The sequence below is a fragment of the Cellulomonas sp. FA1 genome (genome assembly GCF_000986825.1).
GTDB classification, from domain to species: domain Bacteria; phylum Actinomycetota; class Actinomycetes; order Actinomycetales; family Cellulomonadaceae; genus Cellulomonas; species Cellulomonas iranensis.
On record NZ_LBMY01000001.1, the window covers coordinates 1,617,159 to 1,639,519 of the forward strand.

Below are 22,361 nucleotides of genomic sequence, written 5' to 3' on the forward strand. Positions count from 1 at the left end.
TGCTCCTTCGCCACGGCGTCGGCGGACGGCCGGACGCTACCACGGTCGCGGCCTGTTGGTCTGACCATCCGACCGCCTGTTTCGGCGCTGTGAACTTGCCGTAACAGTCTCTCGACGTCGAGCGATCAGGCCTGGACGGGCGTCTAGCGTCAGCCGCACTTGGTCAGACCATCTGGCCGAGAGCCTCCCCCGGCGCCCGGCTCGCAGTCCCCCGGCGAGCCCCGCCGCACGACCGAGAGGACCCCCATGACCCCCTCCCGCCGCGCTGCCGCACCCGCCGCAGCCGCCACGCTCCTGCTGGCCCTCGCCGCGTGCACCAGCACGAGCGACGCCGCCGAGGCGCCCGCCTCGCAGTGGTCCGACCTCGCCGACTCCGCCGCCTGCGCCGACCTCCGCGAGGCGCACCCCGACCTCGTGGGCACCACCCAGACCAACGCGATCAACCCGCACACCCCCGGCTACGAGGTCATCGACCCCGAGAACCCCGACCGGTTCATGGGCTTCGACATCGACCTCGGCGAGGCCATCGGCGCGTGCCTCGGGTTCGACGTCGACTACGTCGCCGTCGGGTTCTCCGAGCTCATCCCCACGGTCGCGTCCGGCCAGGCCGACTGGATCGTCTCCAACCTGTACGCGACGCAGGAGCGCGCCGCGGGCGGCGTCGACTTCATCTCCTACTCCAAGGTCTTCGACGGCGTCCTGGTGGCCAAGGGCAACCCCGAGGGCATCACCGGCATCGACACGTCCCTGTGCGGCCTGACCGTCGCGCTCAACAAGGGCTACGTCGAGGTCCCGCTCGTCGAGGCCGTCGCCCCCGACTGCACCGCCGCGGGCCTGGCCGCGCCCGAGGTCGCGCTGTTCGACTCGAGCGCCGACTGCGTGCAGGCCATCCTCGCGGGCCGCGCCGACGCCTACATGAACGACATCAACACCGTGAACCGGTTCATCGCCGAGCACCCCGACGACCTCGACTCCGCCGAGACCGTCATGCTCGACTACGAGATCGGCATCGGCGTGCTGCAGGGCGAGCACGAGTTCCGCGACGCCGTGCAGGCCGCGCTCACGGTCGTGCAGGACACGGGCCTGCAGACCGAGCTCGCCGAGAAGTGGGAGCTCGACGCCAACGCCGTCGCCGAGCCGACCGTCCTGTCGGTCGGCTGACGGCGGGGGCCCACGACATGACGGACTTCCTGCACTACCTCACGCTGCCCTACCTGCTGCAGGGCATGGGGTTCACGCTCCGCCTGCTGGCCATGGGGTTCGTCGGCGGGCTCGCGCTCGGCCTGGTGCTCGCGTCGATGCTGCTGTCGCGGCACCGCGCGGTCGCCGCCGTCGCCCGCGCCTACACGACGCTCTACCGCGGCACGCCGCTGATCCTGCAGCTCGTGTTCGTGTTCACCGTGCTGCCGCACGCGGGGGTCACGCTCACCCCCGTGGTCGCGGGCGGTGTCGCGCTCGCGATGAACGAGGCGACGTTCTTCGCCGAGATCATCCGGTCGGCGGTGCGCGAGGTGCCCGCCGGCCAGCGGGCGGCGGGCCGGGCGCTCGGGCTCGGACCCGCCGGGCTGCTGCGTCACGTCGTGGGCCCCCAGGCCTTCCGCTCGATGGTCCCCGCGCTCGGCAACGAGGCGGTCGCGACCATGAAGAACTCGGCGCTCGCGTCGATCATCGCGGTCCCCGAGCTCACGCTGCGCACGCAGCAGCTCGCGTCGGCGACGTTCGACTACTTCGAGATCTACTTCGCCACCGCGGTCATGTACCTGCTGCTCACGGCCGCCATCACGGGCCTGCAGCTGCTGGTCGAGGCGCTGGTCGACCCCGACGGCGTGCGCCGCCGCGGCTGGCTCGCGCTGTGGCGCCGGCGGCCCGCGGCGGCCGCCCCCGCCACCCTGCCCCCGGTGCACGCGCCGGCGGCACCGGCGGACGCCCCCGTCCCCGACGAGCGGCGCACGCACGCCGACCCGCCGCCGCGCTCGTTCGGCGAGGCGATGGTCGAGGCACGCGGGCTGCGCCGCTCCTACGGCGACACCGAGGTGCTCGCGGGCATCGACCTCATGGTCCGCGAGGGCGAGGTCGTCGCGCTGCTCGGCCCGTCGGGCTCGGGCAAGAGCACGCTGCTGCGCACGCTCAACCACCTCGACGGCCTCGACGGCGGCTCGGTCCTCGTCAACGGCACGGCCATCGGCTACGACTGGCAGGGCCGCGAGCTGCCCGAGCGGCGCACCGCGCGGCAGCGCGTCACCGCGGGCGTCGGCATGGTGTTCCAGAGCTTCGACCTCTTCGAGCACCTCACGGTCCGCGAGAACGTCGCGGCGCCGCTGCGGTGGGTCCACGGCCTGGGCCGCGACGAGGCGTCGGCCCGCGCCGACGAGCTCCTCGCGTCGGTGGGCATGAGCCACCGCGCCGACGCGCTCCCCCGCCACCTGTCGGGCGGTCAGCAGCAGCGGGTCGGGATCGCGCGGGCGCTCGCGCCCCGCCCCAGCGTGCTCCTGCTCGACGAGCCGACCAGCGCGCTCGACCCCGAGAAGGTCGCCGAGGTGCTGCAGGTCATCCGCGACCTGGCCCGCACGTCGGGGCTGACGATGGTCATCGCCACGCACCAGCTCCGCTTCGCGCGCGAGGTCGCCGACCGGGTCGTCTTCATGGCCGGCGGCGTGGTCGTCGAGGAGGGCCCCGCGGACGACGTCCTGCTGCGCCCGCAGCACGCGCTCACGCGCTCCTTCGTGGGCGCGATGGACTCGGCGGAGGTGTGAGCGTGCACCAGGCAGCCACCCCCGCCCCACCCGAGCGCGAGGCGCTCGTCCTCACCGGTCACCCCGGCGTCCCGACGCAGGTCGGCCCGTTCGCGCACGCCGTGCGCTGGGGCGACACGCTGTGGGTCACCGGGCAGATGCCCACCGACCCGCGCACGGGCGACGTCGTCGGCGACGACGTCGTGACCCAGACCCGGCAGGTCATGCGCAACCTCGAGGCCGTGCTGCACGCCGCGGGCGCGCGGCTCGCGGACACCCTCATGGTCCGCGCGTACCTCACGGACTTCGACGAGTACGCGGCCTTCAACGCCGAGTACGCCACGTGGTTCCCCGCCGGGCTGCCGGCCCGCACGTGCGTCGGCGTCACCGGGCTCGCCGTCGGCGCCCGCGTCGAGGTCGATCTCGTCGTGGGCCTGCGGCCGTCCCGCAGCACCACCGAGTCCACCGAGCAGGACCCGTCCGCACCCGAGGGAGCCGCACGATGACCGCCACCACGACCGCCCCCGCCACGCCCCTCGTCCTGCAGCCCGGCGAGGGCCCCGTGCTCGGCGAGCACTACCTGCCCAGCCGCGCGCACGAGGTGCGGTGGGGCTGGCTGCCCGACCGCACGAGCACGCCCGTGCTCGCGGTGCCCGACGGCGCGACCGTCACGATCGACACCCTCAGCCACGAGGGTCTGCTGGCCGACCAGGGCCGCGACCCGCGGCGGTACCTCGCGCAGTTCGGGGTCGCCGACGTGCTCGCCGACGCGGTCGACGTGGCCGCGTCGCCGCTGGTCAACGGGCGCGACGACGGCCCCCACGTCGTCACCGGGCCGATCGAGGTGACCGGTGCGCGCGCGGGCGACGTGCTGCGCGTCGACGTCCTCGACCTCGCGCGGCGCGTGCCGTACGGGTTCGTGTCCAACCGCCACGGGTACGGCGCGCTGGCCGGCGAGTACCCCGAGGACCTCGACTCGACGCCCACGCGGCACGTCGACGCGATGGTCGGCGACGGCACCGTGAGCCACTTCGCGTGGGTCGGCGAGCACGAGGGGCGCGACGTCGGGTACATGGACGCCGGCGGCGGGCGCACCGTGCGCTTCGGGCTCGCGCCGTTCCTCGGGCTCATGGGCGTCGCGCCCGACACCGACGAGCCCGTGCCGTCGGTGCCGCCCGGCCCGCACGGCGGCAACATCGATGTCAAGCACACGACGGTCGGCTCGACGCTCTACCTGCCGGTCGCGGTCGACGGTGCGCTGTTCTGCGCGGGCGACCCGCACTTCGCGCAGGGCAACGGCGAGGTCGCGCTCACCGCGCTCGAGGCGTCGCTGCGCGCGACGCTGCGGCTGAGCGTGCTGCGGCCCGCCGACCGCACGGCCGTGCTCGGCGCGGCCGCCGGACCGGTCGTCGAGACCCCGACGCACTGGGTGCCGACGGGTCTGCACCCCGACCTCGACGAGGCGATGCGCGCGGCCGTGCGCAACGCGGTCGCGTTCCTGCACGGCCGGTTCGGCGTGCCGCGCGCGGTCGCGCTGGCCTACCTGTCGGCCGCGGGCGACTTCGAGGTCAGCCAGGTGGTCGACGCCGTCAAGGGCGTGCACTGCATGATCGCGAAGGCGGACTGGACCGCCTGGACGTGACGCGCAGGCCTCCCGGCGCCGGCTGGCGCGGCCGGGGCGGGGCGGTCGGGGCGGGGCGGGTGCGCGCGGTCAGCGCGTGCCCGCCCCGTCGCGCACGCCCATCGCGACCGTGCTCGCGCGCACGGGCGCGGGCAGCGCCGTGCTGCCGGACAGGAACCGGTCGACGGCCGCGGCGGCGGCCCGGCCCTCGGCGATCGCCCACACGACGAGCGACTGCCCGCGTCCGGCGTCGCCCGCGACGAACACGCCGGGCGTCGTCGTCGCGTAGTCGTCGTCACGCTCGATCGCGCCGCGAGGACCGCGCGCGACGCCCAGCTCGTCGAGCAGCGCGCCCGGCTCGGCGCCCGTGAAGCCCAGCGCGAGCAGCACGAGGTCCGCCGGCAGCTCGCGGCGCGTGCCCGCGACCGGCACGAACCGGCCGGCGACCTGCTCGACGTCCTCGACCTCGACGGCACGCACGGCGCCCGCGCCGTCGTCGAGGAAGCGCACCGTGCTCGTGGCCCACACGCGCTCGCCGCCCTCCTCGTGCGCGCTGGCCGTGCGCAGCACACGCGGGTACGTCGGCCACGGCTGGTCGGCGGGGCGCTCCGTCGGCGGCGTCGGCAGGATCTCGACCTGGGTCACCGACCGCGCGCCCTGGCGCAGCGCCGTGCCCAGGCAGTCGGCGCCGGTGTCGCCGCCGCCCACGACGACGACGTCGAGGCCGGTCGCGACGAGCTGGTCCGGGACCGTGCCGCCGACCGCCGCGCGGTTCGCCTGCGGCAGGTACGTCATGGCCTGCTCGACGCCGCGCAGGTCGCGCCCGTCGACCGGCAGGTCCCGCGGGACCGTCGAACCCGTGGCCAGCACGACCGCGTCGTACCGGGCGCGCAGCTGCGCGCCCGTGACGTCGACGCCGACGTCGACGCCCGTGCGGAACCGCGTGCCCTCGGCGGCCATCTGCGCCAGCCGCCGGTCGAGCACGCGCTTCTCGAGCTTGAACTCGGGGATGCCGTACCGCAGCAGGCCACCCGCGCGGTCCGCGCGCTCGTGGACCACCACGGTGTGACCGGCGCGCGTGAGCTGCTGCGCGCACGCGAGCCCCGCGGGCCCGGACCCGACCACGGCGACCGTGTGGCCCGAGAGCCGCTCGGGCACCTGCGGCGCCAGCAGCCCGCGGTCGAACGCCTCCTCGGCGACCGCCACCTCGACGTTCCGGATCGTCAGCGGCTCACCGTTGATCCCCAGCACGCACGCGGCCTCGCACGGCGCCGGGCAGATGCGGCCCGTGACCTCGGGGAAGTTGTTGGTCGCGTGCAGCCGGTCGCACGCGTCGGCCCACTGCCCGCGCCACGCGAGGTCGTTCCACGCGGGCATCTCGTTGCCCAGCGGGCACCCGGAGTGGCAGAACGGGATGCCGCAGTCCATGCAGCGCCCCGCCTGGCGGCGCACGAGCGCGACGTCGTCGGGGTGACCCGCGCGGTGCGCGTGCACCTCGCGCCAGTCGAGCAGGCGCACGGCCACGGGACGGTCGGCGGGCAGCTCGCGCCGCCGCGTCGTGAGGAAGCCGCGGGGGTCTGCCATGGTCGCTCCCGGGGTGGCACGGCGGTGGACGCACGCACGGGCGGCGGCGCGGCCGCACGCAGGCGCAGCGTGCACGCTAGGCCGCGCGCGGGCGGTCGCCGGGGGTCGGAGGTCCCGACCGGGCGGGACCTCCGCAAAGGCGTGGCCCGCAGGGCCGTGCCGTCCTAGCGTGCGACCGGGCTCGCACGGAGCCCCGCCGCGCGCGACGCGACGGCGCTCCCCCGGAGAGGCGTGACGACGGATGACGGTCCCGATGCGGGTGGACGGCCACGTCCACCACCGAGCAGCCCACCACTCCCACCGGAACCAGGAGCACCGTCGTGTTCGACCACCGTCTCTTCTCGATCCGTGAGTCCCGCCACCGCATCCACAACCCGCTGACCGCGCCGCAGCTCGCGACGCTCGGGGCCGCGCTCGACCTGCGCCCCGGCGCGACCGTGCTCGACCTCGCGTGCGGCTCGGGCGAGCTGCTCGCCACGTGGGCCCGCGACCACGGCGTCACCGGCCTCGGCGTCGACCTCAACCCCGACTTCCTCGCGCACGCCCGCGCGCGTGCCGACGCGCTCGGGGTCGGCGACCGCGTGCGGTTCGTCGAGGCCGACGCGAGCGGCTGGGTCGCCGACGCACCCGTCGACGTCGCGGCGTGCGTGGGCGCGACGTGGATCGGCGGCAGCGTGCCCGGCACGCTCGAGCTGCTGCGGCGCAGCCTGCGGCCCGGCGGGCTGCTGCTGGTCGGCGAGCCGTACTGGCGCGCCGTGCCGACGACGCCCGGCGAGCTCGCCGCGTGCGGCGTCCCGTCCGCCGACGCGTACCGCACGCTGCCCGGGCTCCTGGCCGGGTACGGGGACCTCGGGTACGACGTGGTCGAGATGGTGTGCGCGACCGAGGAGTCCTGGGACAGGTACCAGGCGTCCCAGTGGCTCACGATGCGCCGCTGGGCCGACGCCCACCCGCAGCACGACCTGCACGACGAGGTGCGCCGGCTGCTCGCGGAGGAACCCGCCCGGTACGCCGCGGGCACCCGTGCGTTCTTCGGCTGGGCCGTCGTCGCGCTGCTCGCGCGCTGACCGCGCGTCGGGGCGGCGGGTGCGCCCACCGCCCCGACGCGCAGCGTCTCGACTCGCCGCGCCTCGACTCGCAGGGCCCCGACGCGCCGGCACCCCGACGACGCGCACGTGACGGGCCGGCGACGCGGACGGGCGGCCGGGTGAACAGCCCGTGCCGCGGCCCGGTGCGGGGCCCGCGGCGCGCGAGGATAGGCGCGTGGACGAGCACCGGGAGGTCGAGGACGGTCCCGGGCGCGCCCGGGCGCGGCACGCGTACTTCGACGACCCCTCGGGCGTCGTCGCGCTCGCGCACCGCGGGTTCGCGCTCGACGGGCGCGAGAACTCGCTCACCGCGTTCGGCAACGCCGTCGACCTCGGCTTCCGGTACGTCGAGACCGACGCGCACGCGACGTCCGACGGCGTCGTGGTCGCGCTGCACGACGACACGCTGGACCGCACGACCGACGCCGAGGGCGTGGTGTCCGAGCTGCCGTGGTCGGTCGTGCGGCGCGCCCGCATCGGGGGCGTCGACCCCGTGCCGCGGCTCGACGACGTGCTCGGCACGTGGCCTCACCTGCGCGTCAACGTCGACGTCAAGAGCGAGCGCGCGGTGCTCCCGGTCGTCGCGGCGATCGAGCGCACGCGCGCGCACGACCGCGTGTGCGTCGCGTCGTTCTCGGCGGCGCGACGGCGCGCGACGGTCGAGCGGCTGAGCCGACCCGTCGCGACGTCGGCGGCGACGGGCGAGGTCGCGCGCTTCCTCGCCGCGCACCGCGCGCACCTGCCCCGCCTCGCGGCACGCGCCCTGCGCGAGGTGGACGCGCTGCAGGTGCCGGCCGCGCAGGGCCGGCTGCGGGTCGTCGACGCGGGCACGGTCGCCGCCGCGCACGCCGCGGGCCGCGGCGTGCACGTGTGGACCGTGAACGACCCCGCCGAGATGCACCGCCTGCTCGACCTGGGCGTCGACGGGATCGTCACCGACCGCGCGGACCTGCTGCGCGACGTGCTGCGCGCGCGGGGCACCTGGGTCTGAGCGGACGGTCCCGCGCGGCGAGCCCCGCCGACCCGGACCTGTGGACGGGCGGGTCGGCGTCGGCGGCGTGGGCTAGCGTGCAGCGCGTGACGGCGGGGTTCGACGGGGCGGGCGGGCGGGGCCGGCTGCGCGTGCACACCTCGCCGCGTGCCGACGTGCTGGTCGACGCGCTCGCCGACGTCCTGGCCGACGTGCCGCCCGGCACCGACCCGTTCGCGCGCGAGGTCGTCGCGGTGCCGACCCGGGGCGTCGAGCGGTGGGTCGCGCAGCGGCTGTCGCACCGCCTGGGCGCGGGCCCTGACGGCGAGGCCGGCGTGTGCGCGCGCATCGACTTCGACCCGCCTGCGCGGCTCGTGCGCGACGCGGTCGCCGCGGCCACGGGTACCGCGCGCGACGACGACCCGTGGGAGCCCGAGCGGCTCGTGTGGCACGTGCTGCGCGCGGTCGACGCGGCCGTCGCGGCGGGCGAGGCCTGGGCGCACCCGCTGGCCCGCCACGTCACCGACGAGCCGGGCGCGCGCGACGCCGTGCGGCGGGGCCGCCGGGTGCGGCTCGCGCAGCGTCTCGCGGGCGTGTTCACGGCGTGCGCCGCGCAGCGCCCGTCGCTCGTGACGGCGTGGGCGGCGGGCGACGACGAGGACGGTGCGGGCGCGCCGCTGCCGGCCGACCTGGCGTGGCAGGCGCCGCTGTGGCGCGCGGTGCGCGCCGACCTGGGCGTGGCGAGCCCGGCCGAACGGCTCGCGGACGCCGTGCGCGCGCTGACCGCCGACCCCGACGTCGTGGACCTGCCCCGGCGGCTGTCGGTGCTCGGGCCGACGCGGCTGTCGCGCGCGCACGTCGACGTGCTCGCGGCGCTCGCGGTGCACCGCGACGTGCACGTGTGGCTGCCGCACCCGTCGGACGCGCTGTGGCGCCGCGCGGCCCGCGGGGTCGAGCCCGCCGCACCCGCGGCGCCCGCGCCGCGGCGCCGCGACGTGCCCGCTGTCGCGGTGCACCCGCTGCTCGCGTCGACCGCGCGCGACGCGACCGAGCTCGGCGCGCGCCTGACCGCCGCGGGCGCCGACGTGACGCACCACGCCGCGCCCGCTCCCCCGCCGACCGTGCTCGGCGCGGTGCAGGCCGCGCTGCGCGCCGACGAGCGGCCGGCCGTGCCCGCCGCCGTGGCGCCGGGCGACCGGAGCGTGCAGGTGCACGCGTGCCACGGGCGCGGGCGGCAGGTCGAGGTGCTGCGCGAGGTCGTGCTCGGGCTGCTCGCGGACGACCCGACGCTGCAGCCGCGCGACGTCGTCGTGCTGTGCCCCGACGTCGAGGCGTTCGCGCCGCTGGTCGCGGCCGCGTTCGGCACCGCGGCGGGCGGCGACGCCCCGGACGTCGGCGGCGCGGACCACGGCACCCACCCGGGCCGCACGCTGCGCGTCCGGCTCGCCGACCGCGCGCCCGCGCGCACCAACCCGCTGCTGCGCGTGCTGTCCGACCTGCTCGCGCTCGCGGGCTCGCGCGTCACGGCCTCCGCGGTGGTCGACCTCGCGGGCCTGCCGGCGGTACGGCGACGGTTCGGGTTCGACGACGCCGCCGTCGAGCGGCTGCGCGCGTGGGCGCTCGAGTCCGGCGCCCGGTGGGGCGAGGACCAGGCGCGGCGCGCGCGGTACGGGCTGGGCGCGGTCGCGCAGGGCACGTGGCGCACCGCGACCGACCGGCTGCTGCTGGGGGTCGCGATGGCCGAGGAGGACCACCGGTTCGTCGGGTCGGCGCTGCCGCTCGACGACGTCGACTCGACCGACGTCGACCTCGCGGGCCGGTTCGCCGAGCTCGTCGACCGGGTCACCGGCCTGCTGGCCGGGCTCGACGGCGAGCGGCCCGCGAGCGCGTGGCTCGCGACGCTCGAGCGCGCGCTCGTGCTGCTGGCCGCCGCCGACCCCGACGACGCGTGGCAGGAGGTCGGCGCGCGGGCCGTGCTCGGCGACGTGCGCGCGTCGGCCGCGGGCACCGACGTGCCGCTGCGGCTCGCCGACGTCGTCGCGCTGCTCGAGCCGCGCCTCGCGGGCCGGCCCACGCGCGCCGGGTTCCGCACGGGTGCGCTCACGGTGTGCTCGCTCGAGCCGATGCGCGCGGTGCCGCACCGCGTGGTGTGCCTGCTGGGTCTCGACGACGGCGCGTTCCCGCGGGCGGGCACGCCCGACGGCGACGACGTCCTCGCGCGCGACCCGCTGGTCGGCGAGCGCGACCGCCGCACCGAGGACCGGCAGCTGTTCCTCGACGCGGTGACCGCCGCGGGCGAGCACCTCGTGGTCGTGCACAGCGGGGCCGACGAGCGCACCGGGGCGCCGCGCCCGCCGGCCGTGCCCGTGGGCGAGCTGCTCGACGCGGTCGACGAGACGGTCGACCTGCCCGGCGGGGCGCGGGCGGCGCTCGTCGTGCACCACCCGCTGCAGACCGTCGACGAGCGCAGCTTCACGCCCGGCGCGCTGGGCCGCCCGGGGCCGTTCAGCTTCGACGACGTCGACCGGCGCGCGGCGCTCGTCGCGCGCGGGCCGCGGCACGTGCGCCCGCCGCTGCTGACCGCACCGCTGCCGCCGCTCGACCAGCCCGTGGTCGAGCTCGACGACCTGGTCGCGGTGCTCGAGCACCCCGTCAAGGCGTTCGTGCGCCGCCGCCTCGGCGTCGTGGTCCCGGGCGAGGCCGACGACCTCGACGACCGGCTGCCGCTCACGCTGGGCCCGCTCGACGAGTGGGCGACGGGCGACCGGCTGCTCACGGCGGTGCTCGACGGCGTGGACCTCGCGCGCGCGGCCGCGGCCGAGCGTCGGCGCGGCCGCGTGCCGCCGGGCCAGCTGGGCGGTGCCGTGCTGCAGGACGTCGCGACGCGCGCGGGCGTGGTCGCCGAGGCCGTGGTGCCGCTGCTGGGCGCCCCGGCGACGGCGGTCCACGTGACCGTCCCGCTGCCGGGCGGCCGCACGCTCACGGGCACGGTGCCCGGCCTGCGCGGCGACGTCCTGGTGCGCGCGGTGTACTCGCGGCTCGGCGCGAAGCACCGGCTGCGCGCGTGGCTGCACCTGCTGGCCCTCGTGGCGTCGCCCGGCGCCCCGCCCGTGCGGGGTGCCGCGACCGTGGGCCGGGGCCCGGGCCGCCGCCCGTCGGCCGCGACGTCGTGGCTGCGCGCACCCGGCCCGGACGACGCACGACGCGTGCTGGGCGACCTGCTCGCGCTGCACGACCGCGCGCTGCGCGCGCCGCTGCCGCTGCCCGTGGCCGCCGGCGGCACGTACGCGCAGCGCCGCCACGGGCACGACGACCCGGCGGGTGCGCTCGCGGACGCCGAGCACACCCTGCGCGCGCGGTTCGAGCACACCGACGAGCACCACGTGCTCGCGTGGGGCGACGGGTTCACGCTGCTGCAGGTCGCGGGCGACCCGACGCCCGCGGACCGCGCCGCGTGGCCCGACGAGCCGACGCTGCTGGGTGCGCTCGCGCGCACGGCGTGGGACGCGCTGCTCGAGCACGAGGGGCAGGTGCCGTGGTGAGCGCACCCGTGTTCGACGTCTGCGGGCCACTGCCCACGGGGACGACCGTGCTCGAGGCCAGCGCCGGCACGGGCAAGACGTTCACGATCGCGGCGCTCGCCGCGCGGTACGTCGCCGAGGGCCACGCGCGGCTGCCCGAGCTGCTGCTCGTGACCTTCGGCCGCATGGCGACGGGCGAGCTGCGCGAACGCGTGCGCGCCCGGCTGGTCGCGACCGAGCGCGCGCTGCGCGACCCGGGCGCGCGGACCAGCGACGACCCCGTGGTCCGGCACCTCGCGGCGGTCGACGACGCCGAGCTGCACCGGCGCCGCGCGCGGCTCACCGTCGCGCTGTCCGAGGTCGACGCCGCCACGATCACCACCACGCACGGGTTCTGCCAGCAGATGCTGCGCACGCTCGGCACGGCCGCGGGCGGCGGGGTCGTCGAGCCCGGTGCGACGCTGCTGCCGGACGTCGCGGACCTCGAGGCCGAGGTGGTCGACGACCTGTACCTCGCGGCCTACGCGGGCACCGACGCGCCCGTGCTCGACGTCGACGACGCGCGGGCCGTGGCCCGGGCCGCCGTGAGCGACCACGCGGCCGTCCTCGCCCCGGACGAGGCGCCGCCCGGCACGCCGCCCGACCACCGCGTGCGGCTCGCGCGCGCCGTGCGCCGCGAGATGGTGCGGCGCCGGCGGGCCGCGCACGTCGTCGACTACGACGACCTGCTGACGCTGCTGCACGCGGCGCTCACCGACCCGGTGACGGGCCCGCCGGCCGCGCAGCGCGTGCGCGCGCGGTTCCGGGTCGTCATGGTCGACGAGTTCCAGGACACCGACCAGGTGCAGTGGCAGATCCTGCGCACCGCGTTCCACGGCCACCGCACGCTCGTGCTGGTGGGCGACCCCAAGCAGGCGATCTACGCGTTCCGCGGCGCCGACGTCCACACCTACCTCGAGGCGCGCGACGTCGCGACGACCGCGACGCTCCACCGCAGCTGGCGCACCGACGCCCCGGTGCTCGCGGGGCTCGGTCACCTGCTCGGGGGCGCGGCGCTGGGCGACCCCCGCATCGTCGTGCACCCCGTCGAGGCCGAGCACGCCGGCCACGGGCTCGACGGCGGCGCACCGGTCGTGCTGCGCCGCGTGACGCGGCGCGCGGTCGGCGCGGTGGGCGCCGTGCCGCCCGTCGCGGCGGTGCGCGCGCTGGTGGCGCGGGACGTGGCCGCGCAGACCGTCCGGACGCTGACCACGGCCCGCCTGCGCGACGGCGACGGCTGGCGCGCGGTGCTGCCGGGCGACGTCGCGGTGCTCGCGCGCCGCAACGCCGACGCGCTCGCGGTGCGCGACGCGCTCGCCGACGTCGGCGTCCCCGCGGTCGTCTCGGGCCTGTCGAGCGTCTTCACGACGCCGGCCGCGCGCGACTGGCTCGTGCTGCTGAGCGCACTGGCGGCGACCGGCGACCCCGCGCGCGTCGCGGCGGCCGCGCTGACGCCGTTCGTCGGGTGGGACGGCGCGACGCTCGCGGCGGCCGACGACGCCGCGCGCGAGGACCTCGCGGACCGGCTGCGCGCGTGGTCGCACGTGCTGGCCGCGCAGGGCGTGGCGGCGCTGCTGCAGGCCACGGCCGCCGCGGGCCTGCACGAGCGGCTCGCGGCGCGCGTCGACGGCGAGCGCACGCTGACGGACGTGCGCCACGTCGGCGAGGTGCTGCACGCGGCGGCGCGCGAGCACGGCCTCGGGGCCGCCGCGCTCACCGAGTGGCTGCGCGCACGGATCGACGAGGCGGGGGGCGACTACGCCGAGGAGCGGAGCCGACGCCTGGAGACCGACGCCGCCGCGGTGCAGGTCGTCACGGTGCACGCCGCCAAGGGCCTGGAGTTCCCGGTCGTCCTGGTGCCGTACGCGTGGGACCGGTGGGTCGACACGACGCCGGTGGTGCTGCGGTACCACGACGACGACGGCACGCGCCGGCTGCACGTGGGCGGGCGCGGCAGCCCGGGCTACGAGGCCGCCCGCACGCGCGACCAGGCCGAGCAGGCGGGCGAGGAGCTGCGGCTCGCGTACGTCGCGCTGACGCGCGCGGCGCACCAGGTGGTCGTCTGGTGGGCGCCGAGCAAGAACTCCGCGACGGGTGCGCTCTCGTGCCTCGTGCTGGGTGCGCGCGACGCGGCGGGTCGCCCGCCGGCCGCCGTGCCGGTGCCGCGCGACGACCAGGTCGCGGCGGCCTTCGACGCGCTCGCGGCACGCGCGGGCGGGACGGTCGTGCACGAGGTCGTCGACGGGCCGCCGTCGGCCGTCCGGTGGCAGCCCCCCGCCGGCACTGCTGGGCCGCTCGAGGTCGCCGCCTGGCGGCGCACGGTCGACGCCGCGTGGCGCCGCACCTCGTACTCCGGCCTCACGGCGGCCGCGCACGACGCGGCCCCGCACCGGGCCGGGGTCGCCGACGAGCCCGAGGACCCGGGCGTGCAGGACGAGGTGGACGGCCCGGTGGCGCCGGGCTCCCGCGTCGACGCCGACGGTGCGCTGCGCGACGTGCCGTCGCCGCTGGCCGACCTGCCGGGCGGGACGGCGTTCGGCACGCTCGTGCACCACGTGCTGGAGCACGTCGACACCGCCGCTCCCGACCTGGCCGCCGAGGTGCGTGCCCGCTGCGCCGAGGCCGCGGGTGCCGGTGCGGCGCTCGGCCTCGCGCCCGACGCGCTGGCCGCCGCGCTGCTGCCGTCGCTGCGCACGCCCTGCGGCCCCCTGCTGGGCGGGCGCGCGCTGGCGGACGTCGCACCGGGCGACCGGCTCGCCGAGCTCGACCTCGAGCTGCCGCTCGCGGGCGGCGACCTGGCCGCGCGGCGTGCCGCGACGCTCGACGACGTCGCGCACCTGCTGCGCACGCACCTGGCGGACGACGACCCGTACCGCGCGTACGCCGACCGGCTCGCGGCGCTGCACGCCGACGAGCGCACGCGGCCCGGCGCGCTGCGCGGGTACCTGACCGGCAGCATCGACGCCGTGCTGCGCGCCGAGGTCGACGGCACCACCCGGTACGTCGTCGTCGACTACAAGACCAACCGGCTCGCCCCGCCCGACGAGCCGCTGACCGCGTGGCACTACCGCCCGGCCGCGCTGCACGCCGCGATGCTCGACGCGCACTACCCGCTGCAGGCCCTGCTGTACCAGGTGGGGCTGCACCGGTTCCTGCGCTGGCGGCTGCGCGGGTACGACCCCGAGCGGCACCTCGGCGGCGCGGCGTACCTGTTCGTGCGCGGCATGGCGGGGCCGCGCACGCCCGTGGTGGACGGGTCGCCGTGCGGCGTGGCGTCGTGGCGCCCGCCCGCGGCGCTGGTCGTCGCGGTGTCGGCGCTGCTCGACGGCGCCCCGACGGCCGGGGCCGCGCGGTGACGGCGCGGCCGGGCGGCGGCGGGCTGCCTGAGCAGGGGGCGGGCGCGGCGGACGCGAGCGGGACCGGTGCGTCGACGGACGGCGCGGTGGTGAACGCGGCCACGGTGGACGGGGCGGCGCCGGACCGTACGGCGCCCGGCGCGACGACCGCCGCGGTGGTCGCCCCCGCACCCGATCCTGGCGACCCCCGGCGGCCGTGGCGCGCGGGCCCGCTGCTCGCGACGTTCGCCACGGCGGGCGTGCTGACGTCGGCCGACGTGCGGGTCGCGGAGCGGCTCGGCGCGCTGACCGGCGAGGACGACGCGACGGTGCTGCTCGCCGCGGCCCTCGCGGTCCGCGCGGTGCGGGCGGGGTCGGTGTGCGTCGACCTCGCCGACGCGCCGTCGCTCGTGGCCGAGGGCTCGCCCGACGCACCCGACGTACCGCCGCCCGACGTGCCGCTGCCGTGGCCCGCGCACGACGCCTGGACGGCCGCGGTGCGGCGCAGCCCGCTGGTCGCCGACGGCCCCGACGGGCCCGCGGACCGGCCGGTGCGCTGGGTCGACGGCCGCGTCTACCTCGACCGGTACTGGCGCGACGAGCAGGTGGTGCGCCGCGAGGTGGACGCCCGACTGGGCGGCGTGCTGCCCGTCGACGACGCCGCGCTGCGGGCCGCCGTGGCCGCGCGGTTCCCCGGCCCCCGGGACGCGCGCCAGCGGGTCGCGGCCGCGACGGCGGCGCTGTCCCGGCTCACGGTGCTCACGGGCGGTCCCGGCACGGGCAAGACGACGACGGTCGCGCGCCTGGTCGCGGTGCTGCGCGACGTGCACGGCCCCGGGCTGCGGGTCGCGCTCGCGGCGCCGACGGGGCGCGCGGCGGCCCGGCTGCAGGAGGCCGTGACGGCCGAGCTGGACCGGCTCGCGCGCGAGGACGAGGTGCGCGGCGGCGCGCAGGTGGACGAGGTCGCGGCGCCCGTCGCCGCGGCGACCGCGCGGCTCACCGCCTCGACCGTGCACCGTCTGCTGGGCTGGCGACCGTCGAGCACGCGGTTCGCGCACGACCGCACGCACCGGCTCCCGCACGACATGGTCGTGCTCGACGAGGCGTCGATGGTGTCGCTGCCGCTGCTGGCGCGCGTGCTCGACGCGCTGCGCCCCGACGCGCGGCTCGTGCTCGTCGGCGACCCCGACCAGCTCGCGTCGGTCGAGGTCGGCGCCGTGCTCGGCGACCTCGTGGCGCGGCCGGCGCCGCCCGGTCCGCTGCCCGCGAGGCTCGCGACGCTCCTGCCGGACGACGTCCCGACCGCACCGCCACCAGGTGGGCCCGCCGGGTCGCCGGCCCCCTCGGACGCCCCCGAGCCGCCGAACGACGGCGCGCGCGACGCGGCGGCGCTGCACGCGGGCGTCGTGCGGCTCGTCGTGCCGCACCGGTTCGGCCACGACCTGGGCGTCCTGGCCGACGCGGTGCGCCGCGGCGACGCGGACGCGGCGCTCGCGCTGCTGCGCACGCCCGGCGCGCACTGGTCGCTCGTCGAGCCCGCGGGCGACGTGCCGACCGACGCCGAGGTCGCGGCCGTGCGCGACGCCGTCGCGACCACGGGGGCGCGCGTCGTCGCGGCCGCGCGGGCCGGGGACGCGGCGGGCGCGCTCGCGGCGCTCGGCGAGCACCGCCTGCTGCTCGCGCACCGGCGCGGGCCCGCGGGCGTCGCGCGCTGGGCGGCGCTCGCGCAGCGGTGGGTCGAGGACGCGACGCACGACCCGGCCCCGGGGGCGTGGCCCGCGGGGCGGCCGCTGCTCGTCACGACCAACGACCGCACGACGGGCCTGTCGAACGGCGACACGGGCGTCGTGGTGGCCGACGGGCACGGCGGGGTCGTCGCGGCGTTCGGCGACCCGGCCGCGCCGCGGCTGGTGCGCCCGCACCGGCTGCCCGCGGTCGAGACCGTGCACGCGATGACGGTGCACCGCGCGCAGGGCAGCCAGCTCACGTCGGTCACGGTGGTGCTGCCCCCTGCGTCGTCGCCGCTGCTGACGCGCGAGCTGCTCTACACGGCGATCACGCGCGCGCGGGAGCACGTGCGGGTCGTCGGGTCGGGCGACGCCGTGCGCGCGGCCGTCGAGCGTCCCGTGCGCCGTGCGAGCGGGCTGCGGTTCGACCGCTGACGCGCGGCGGCCGCGGGGACGCCCGGTCCGCCGCGCGGGGACGCCGTCCGAGGCCCCCGGTCAGCCGAGGATCGAGCGCGTCACCGCGACCTGCTCGGTGAGCACCGCGCCGATGACCTGCTGCGTGCCGTTGATCTCCTCGACGATGCTGCGGATGCCCGCGAGCGCGGTGACGGTCGCGGCGACCTGGCGCTGGATCTCGGCGACCCGGCTGCCGACCTCGGTGGTCGCGCGCGCCGTCTGGTCGGCGAGCTCCTTGACCTCGTTGGCGACGACCGCGAACCCGCGCCCGGCGTCGCCGGCGCGCGCGGCCTCGATGGACGCGTTGAGCGCGAGCAGGTTGGTCTGCGCCGCGACCGTGCCGATGGTCCGCACGACCTGGCCGATCTCCTCGCTGGACCGGCCGAGCCCGGCGACGTCGTCGTCCGCGGCCTGCACGAGGCGCTGCCCCTCGCCCGCGACCGTGGTCGCGGCCAGGACGTTGCGCTCGACCTCCTCGATCGACGCGACGAGCTCGCGCCCCGCGGTCTGCAGCTGCTCGGCCGCGGTGAAGCGCGTGAGCGCCTGGCCGATGAGGTAGGCGGTGTCCTGCAGCGCGGCCCGCCGGCTGGGCGTGAGGTCGATCCGCTCGAGGACGAAGAAGTCCATGGTGCCGAGCACCTGGCCGTCGACCACTATCGGCAGGCACACGCCGGACTGCACGCCGGCGGCGCGCGCGACGGGCGCGCGGACGCAGTCGGTGACCTCGGCGAGGTCGGGCACGAACACGAGGTCGCGGGACCGCCAGGCGCGCCCCGCGAGCCCGACGCCCTCGGCGAACGTGGCCTCGCGCGTGACGCGCCGGAACTCGGCCCCCGCGTCGCCGGACTCCTGCACGAACCGCAGCACGCGGTCCTTCTCGTCGACGGCCCAGTACGAGCCGTAGGCCCAGCCGAAGCCGGTGCGGATCGTGTCGAGCGCGCCCGCGAGCGCGTCCTGGGCGGTGGACGCGCCCGAGACGGCGTGCAGCACGGCGGTGCTGGCGTTCGTGTCGGCCTCGGCCTCGGCCTGCCGGCGCGCCACGACGACGCGCTCGAGCGCCTGCGACGCGACGACCGCGACGGCCTCGAGGACGGCGCGCCGCTCGGCGGTGAGCTCGAGCACCTCGGTCGAGAAGAAGTCCATGGTGCCGATGACCTCGCCCTCGGCGAGCAGCGGCACGCACACGGCCGACCGGACGCCCGCGGCCCGCGCGACGGGTGCGCGCACGCAGTCGGTGAGCTCGGCGAGGTCGTCGACGGCGACGAGCCGGCGCTCGCGCCACGCGCGCCCGGCGAGCCCGACGCCCTCGGGGAACGTGGCGGTGCGCGTGACGCGGCGGAACTCCTCCCCGGCGTCGCCGGACTCGGCGACGAACCGCAGCGCGCTCACCTCGGCGTCGACGGTCCACGCCGACGCGTACGCCCAGCCGAGCTGCTCGCGCACCACGGTGACGGCGGCGGTGAGGCCCGCGGTCACGTCGCGGACGCCCGCGAGCGCGTCGACCAGCCGCGTGATCGCGCGGACGTCGGCGCGGGCGGCCTCGGCCTCGGCGGCGAGCCGGGCGGTGTGCGATCGGGTGGCGGAGCGGATCATGGCGAGTCCTTCGGGCGTCGGCCGGGCTGGGCGACAGGGGCTGAGGCGACCCGCGCGCGCCCGGTCGGGTGCTCGTGCGCGCTGGTGGCGGGTGCGCCACGGGTGGGGCGCCCGGTCAGGATGCGCTGTGCACACCGGGTCGGCCTTCCCACGCACGTCCCGGCCCGGAGGTTCCACCGCTCGGCCGAACGCAGGCAGATGCGCGACCGGGCGGAACCACCGCAAGCCGGCCGCGCCGCACACGGACGGGTCACACGGGTCACGCGGAACGAGACGTCTCAGGCCGCGCGGGGTCTCACCCGCCGGTACCGCACGTGACCCGGGCGTCGCGTCCCGGCCGCGGTGCCCGCCGCCGCGAGCGCACGCACCGCACCGGGCCCGAGGGGCGCCAAGGCGGCCGCGCGCCCCGGCAGGGGGCGTGCGACGCCGACCAGCAGGGACACCCGGGTCGCGCCGGCGCGCAGCACCACACGCGCGTACTCGGTCCCCGTCCGCCAGACGAGGTCGTCGACCTCGTCCCACGCGACCCGCAGCGTCCGGTCGCCGATCGCGACCACCAGCGCGTCCTCGCCGGCCGTGGCGGTGCACGGCACCGTGCGCCACCGGAACGGCAGCGTCACGGCGGCGACGAGGGGCAGGCAGAGCAGCAGCGCGCCGGCGACGACCACGAGGCGCCCCGCGGCGGAGTCGCGCCCGGCGAGGAGCACGGCCGCGGCGGTCAGCACCGCACCGCCGGCGAGGACGGCAGCGGCGACCGCGAGCGCGAGCGTGCGTAGGCGCGCCGGCACGGCTGCGAAGCGCAGGACCTCGCCGGTCGGCGTCGGTTCCCACCCGGAGGTCGCATCGTGGCCCACGTGCGGCGCGGCACCGCTGCGGCCCGGGCGCGGGGTCGGCACGTGGCGCTCCTCTCGTCGTCGCGCGCCACGGACGAGCCGGGCGACGGTCGGCCGCAGCCTACGGGCACGCCGTCCGGCACGAGCGGCTCGCGTCGGTCGCCCTGGAATTCTCAACTACGGTGTCTCGTTGAGAACGATTCCGGGCAACGGCAGGGTCCGGGCCACGATCGGGAGGTCCACGCATGATCGGCCAGCGGGTCACCAAGCAGCGCGTCGCGATCGGCGAGCTGCTGGAGGACGTCGAGGAGTTCCGCAGCGCGCAGCAGATCCACCAGCTGCTGCAGCAGCGCGGTCACGAGATCGGCCTGGCCACGGTGTACCGGACGCTCAACGCGATGGCCGAGCAGGGCGCGCTCGAGGTCATGCTGCAGCCCAACGGCGAGCACACGTACCTGCGGTGCGAGCCGCGCAGCGAGCACCACCACCACCTCGTGTGCCGGGTGTGCGGACGCACGGTCGACGTCGCGGCCCCCGAGCTCGAGCAGCTCGTCGAGGCGCTGGCGTCGACGCACGACTTCACAGACGTCGAGCACTCGATCGACTTCCTCGGGACGTGCCAGGAGTGCGCGCAGAATTAGCACCCTCGTTGCATTCCATCCTCGACGATCGGCACCAGACACCACAAAGCACCGATCACAAGCACCCTCAGACCCGATGCCCGCACCCAATTAACTAGGAGATGAGAACCCAATCCTTGGCGTGGCGCTCATCATTCGAGGAGTGTGCGAACAATGCAACATGGACGTCTCATGGGAGAACTCTCAAGCGCGAGCCGCCGAGCCGAGCGTCAGTGCTCCACCGCCGCGGCATACTCTACGCGAGATGCAAAATCCGCGAACGCGCCTTCGCTCAGGGAAATGAGCGCTGAAAGCTGGTTCGAGAACTCGTCAAGCGCCGACTCGATTCGCGGCCGCGTGCGGAAGTTCGGCACCACAGCTCCGCGCAGAGTGGAACTAAACGAAGCAAGCGAAGACACCACGGGCTGCCAGCGCAAAACGGCCTGTGCCGGCGATAGGTTCTCTCGAAATCGAAGTCCCCAAGGATTCGCGATGGCAATCTCAGCGATCGACTCCATGTTTGCGGCGATCGCGGAAGCCAGCATGAAGCCGCCGCCGCGGAGTCGAAGAAAGTCCAAGACCTGCTCGTCTCGAGACGTGCGGTCCTGCTTTTCTGTTAGAAGTGCTTTGTGCGACTCGATGGATTTCAAGAGTGAGTAGCAGAAAACGACGTGTCGTGCCGTCACCTTCGGATCAAAGGTGCGGAGATAGTAGTCATTGTCCGACCAGATTCTGCCAATCTCGTGGTACGCCGCTTCCGGGCTCCCATGAAAACACGCCAGCGCCTGCGCCGCCGTCTTGGTGGAGATCAGATTCGCCGGGCGCTCGATGACGTCACGCGCGCCGCCACGCCGACCACCGCGATAGTCTGCTTCTGGAATGCTCGAAAACTCCCGCCGCAACCTGTCCTGAGTTGCATCATTCGAACGAAAGTCGGCGGCCTCAACGCGGTTCTGACTATTATTGTATTCAATGATCTTCTCGAGAACAGCACGGTCGGCAGACTTAACAAATCGCACCAGAACGCGGACAGTATCCAGCGCGCCGGACTCGCTCTCTTGAATATTGCCAAGCACCCCAGTGGTTTGAGCACCATTTACGATCGAAGCGCCGTCAATCTTCAAAATGAAGTGTCGCCCGCTGCGTCGGACGCTCCACTCCCGGGTCAGAATTGTCAGCCCGTTGTTGTAGGCGAAGAAGCGATCCGGTTGCTCGACAGCCGAGGCGCGCATGTTGCTGTTAATATTCTTGTCGGACTTGATAAGCCCCAGGTAATCGCGCACATTTAAGGCGAAGAGCATTGACTTATGGTTCTGATAGAGATCGTGCAGCGTCCGTCCGGAGATCGTTGTGCACAAGGCATCCCAATCTTTACCATCCTCCGTGAAGTACCCGGGAATTCGGAATTCAAATGAGTCCTCGACAGCGATGTCGAGTTGCGTAGCGGCAAACATTTCGTCTAGAGACGTCGCACCTATCTCTCTGCCCGAAATCTCGAGGTCGATCTTTGGCCAGTGCTGCGCCGTCAAGGCCTTGGCTGAGTTGACAGTGGAGTCGATCTCATGCCTGACGTTGCTCGACTCTGGAAGGTTGTGGCAATACCATAGTTCGATCGACCGTATCTCACCTTCATCCATCGCGGCCCACAACTCGTCAGCAGCAGACTGGAGCTGATCGGGAACTCCGTCGCGCTTTCGCCCCAGTATCCATCCGACGGCCTGATGCAGAGACGCGGCCTTTGACGAAGGCGCCGAAGCACGGCTTCGCTGGCTCATATAACCCTGCGCAAGGATGGCACGTCCGGTGTCGCGGTCAACCCAGAGAAGATCACAGGACTTGTCGTTCGAACAGTCGGTTAGGGCCGTCGACGCCACTGAGTGAATGTCGTCAACCGCAACCGCCAACTCAAGAGCAAACAGCAGTACGGCATTATCTCCGTAATCGGCAAGATCGTCCCGCCCCGCCAAGACCTCGAGTGCACTAAGTCGCGCCATAGTCGTGGAGCGTACATCGACCCATCGGTCGCGCGTGGGTGTTTGACGGGTGAAGCGCACTCATCCGGGGTTGCGGCAGGCACGACCTGTCGACACTCGCGCCTTCGAGACCGATCGGGTACTCACGAGCCGCACCCAGTGTTAATGGCAACGCCGATGCAGCGTGTCCACCAGCGACGTGCCCTGAGTGCCGCCAGCGGCGCTAGAGAACACGACAGACGACACCGCCATCCGCGGGGCTGAACGCC

General features: G+C 75.9%; 14 protein-coding genes. 10 read left to right on the forward strand and 4 right to left on the reverse strand.

All coding sequences use genetic code 11. From position 1 onward, the window contains the following. Positions 1-246 precede the first annotated feature (246 nt). From GY42_RS07215 to GY42_RS07230, 4 genes are read left to right on the forward strand one after another with little or no spacing between them, the layout of a single operon-like run. A complete protein-coding gene (locus tag GY42_RS07215; protein WP_046528817.1) occupies positions 247-1,161 on the forward strand; it encodes an ABC transporter substrate-binding protein in 915 nt (304 codons plus the stop codon). Positions 1,162-1,178: 17 nt separating this feature from the next. Further along, positions 1,179-2,753, forward strand: coding sequence for an amino acid ABC transporter permease/ATP-binding protein (locus tag GY42_RS07220; protein ID WP_046528818.1), 1,575 nt, complete (start codon positions 1,179-1,181; stop codon positions 2,751-2,753). A gap of 2 nt (positions 2,754-2,755) precedes the next feature. Further along, positions 2,756-3,238, forward strand: a complete 483-nt coding sequence (locus GY42_RS07225; RefSeq protein WP_046528819.1) for a RidA family protein — start codon at positions 2,756-2,758, stop codon at positions 3,236-3,238. Next, positions 3,235-4,374 (forward strand): acetamidase/formamidase family protein, encoded by a 1,140-nt coding sequence (locus tag GY42_RS07230; RefSeq protein WP_046528820.1) that lies wholly within the window; start codon positions 3,235-3,237, stop codon positions 4,372-4,374. Before GY42_RS07225 ends, GY42_RS07230 begins: the two co-directional genes overlap by 4 nt. 69 nt (positions 4,375-4,443) lie before the next feature. Here the strand turns inward: GY42_RS07230 and GY42_RS07235 are convergent, their stop codons facing one another. Next, positions 4,444-5,937: a glutamate synthase subunit beta gene (locus tag GY42_RS07235; protein ID WP_046528821.1), complete on the reverse strand. Its 1,494-nt coding sequence runs from the start codon at positions 5,935-5,937 to the stop codon at positions 4,444-4,446. Between the two features lie 320 nt (positions 5,938-6,257). Here GY42_RS07235 and GY42_RS07240 point away from each other — a divergent pair, with 320 nt between their 5' ends. From GY42_RS07240 to recD, 5 genes are all read left to right on the forward strand, one after another. After that, the gene (locus GY42_RS07240) at positions 6,258-7,004 is read left to right on the forward strand and encodes an SAM-dependent methyltransferase (RefSeq protein WP_046528822.1); all 747 of its coding nucleotides are present in this window, start codon (positions 6,258-6,260) and stop codon (positions 7,002-7,004) included. A gap of 196 nt (positions 7,005-7,200) precedes the next feature. Further along, a complete protein-coding gene (locus GY42_RS07245) occupies positions 7,201-8,016 on the forward strand; it encodes a glycerophosphodiester phosphodiesterase family protein (RefSeq protein WP_046528823.1) in 816 nt (271 codons plus the stop codon). 86 nt (positions 8,017-8,102) lie between these two features. Continuing rightward, a complete protein-coding gene (recC, locus tag GY42_RS07250; RefSeq protein ID WP_046530672.1) occupies positions 8,103-11,537 on the forward strand; it encodes an exodeoxyribonuclease V subunit gamma in 3,435 nt (1,144 codons plus the stop codon). After that, positions 11,534-14,911: a UvrD-helicase domain-containing protein gene (locus tag GY42_RS07255; protein ID WP_330217831.1), complete on the forward strand. Its 3,378-nt coding sequence runs from the start codon at positions 11,534-11,536 to the stop codon at positions 14,909-14,911. Before recC ends, GY42_RS07255 begins: the two co-directional genes overlap by 4 nt. An 86-nt stretch (positions 14,912-14,997) precedes the next feature. Then, positions 14,998-17,052: an exodeoxyribonuclease V subunit alpha gene (recD, locus tag GY42_RS07260; protein ID WP_442856787.1), complete on the forward strand. Its 2,055-nt coding sequence runs from the start codon at positions 14,998-15,000 to the stop codon at positions 17,050-17,052. A gap of 60 nt (positions 17,053-17,112) precedes the next feature. Here the strand turns inward: recD and GY42_RS07265 are convergent, their stop codons facing one another. Continuing rightward, entirely contained in the window at positions 17,113-18,666 is a 1,554-nt protein-coding gene (locus GY42_RS07265; RefSeq protein WP_046528825.1) for a GAF domain-containing protein, read from the reverse strand. A gap of 278 nt (positions 18,667-18,944) precedes the next feature. After that, a complete protein-coding gene (locus GY42_RS07270; RefSeq protein WP_160309401.1) occupies positions 18,945-19,454 on the reverse strand; it encodes a hypothetical protein in 510 nt (169 codons plus the stop codon). Positions 19,455-19,744: 290 nt separating this feature from the next. Between GY42_RS07270 and GY42_RS07275 the strand changes: the two genes are divergently transcribed. Further along, positions 19,745-20,140, forward strand: a complete 396-nt coding sequence (locus tag GY42_RS07275) for a Fur family transcriptional regulator (protein ID WP_046528827.1) — start codon at positions 19,745-19,747, stop codon at positions 20,138-20,140. Positions 20,141-20,349: 209 nt separating this feature from the next. Here the strand turns inward: GY42_RS07275 and GY42_RS07280 are convergent, their stop codons facing one another. Further along, complete coding sequence (locus GY42_RS07280) at positions 20,350-22,086, reverse strand: AIPR family protein (protein WP_160309402.1); 1,737 nt, start codon at positions 22,084-22,086, stop codon at positions 20,350-20,352. Between the last annotated feature and the right edge of the window lie 275 nt (positions 22,087-22,361).

Bases quoted from the DNA above. Each gene is read 5' to 3' on its own strand.
- GY42_RS07215 (WP_046528817.1), top strand. From the start codon at position 247: ATGACCCCCTCCCGCCGCGCTGCCGCACCCGCCGCAGCCGCCACGCTC.
- GY42_RS07220 (WP_046528818.1), top strand. From the start codon at position 1,179: ATGACGGACTTCCTGCACTACCTCACGCTGCCCTACCTGCTGCAGGGC.
- GY42_RS07230 (WP_046528820.1), top strand. From the start codon at position 3,235: ATGACCGCCACCACGACCGCCCCCGCCACGCCCCTCGTCCTGCAGCCC.
- GY42_RS07235 (WP_046528821.1), bottom strand. From the start codon at position 5,937: ATGGCAGACCCCCGCGGCTTCCTCACGACGCGGCGGCGCGAGCTGCCC.
- GY42_RS07265 (WP_046528825.1), bottom strand. From the start codon at position 18,666: ATGATCCGCTCCGCCACCCGATCGCACACCGCCCGGCTCGCCGCCGAG.
- GY42_RS07275 (WP_046528827.1), top strand. From the start codon at position 19,745: ATGATCGGCCAGCGGGTCACCAAGCAGCGCGTCGCGATCGGCGAGCTG.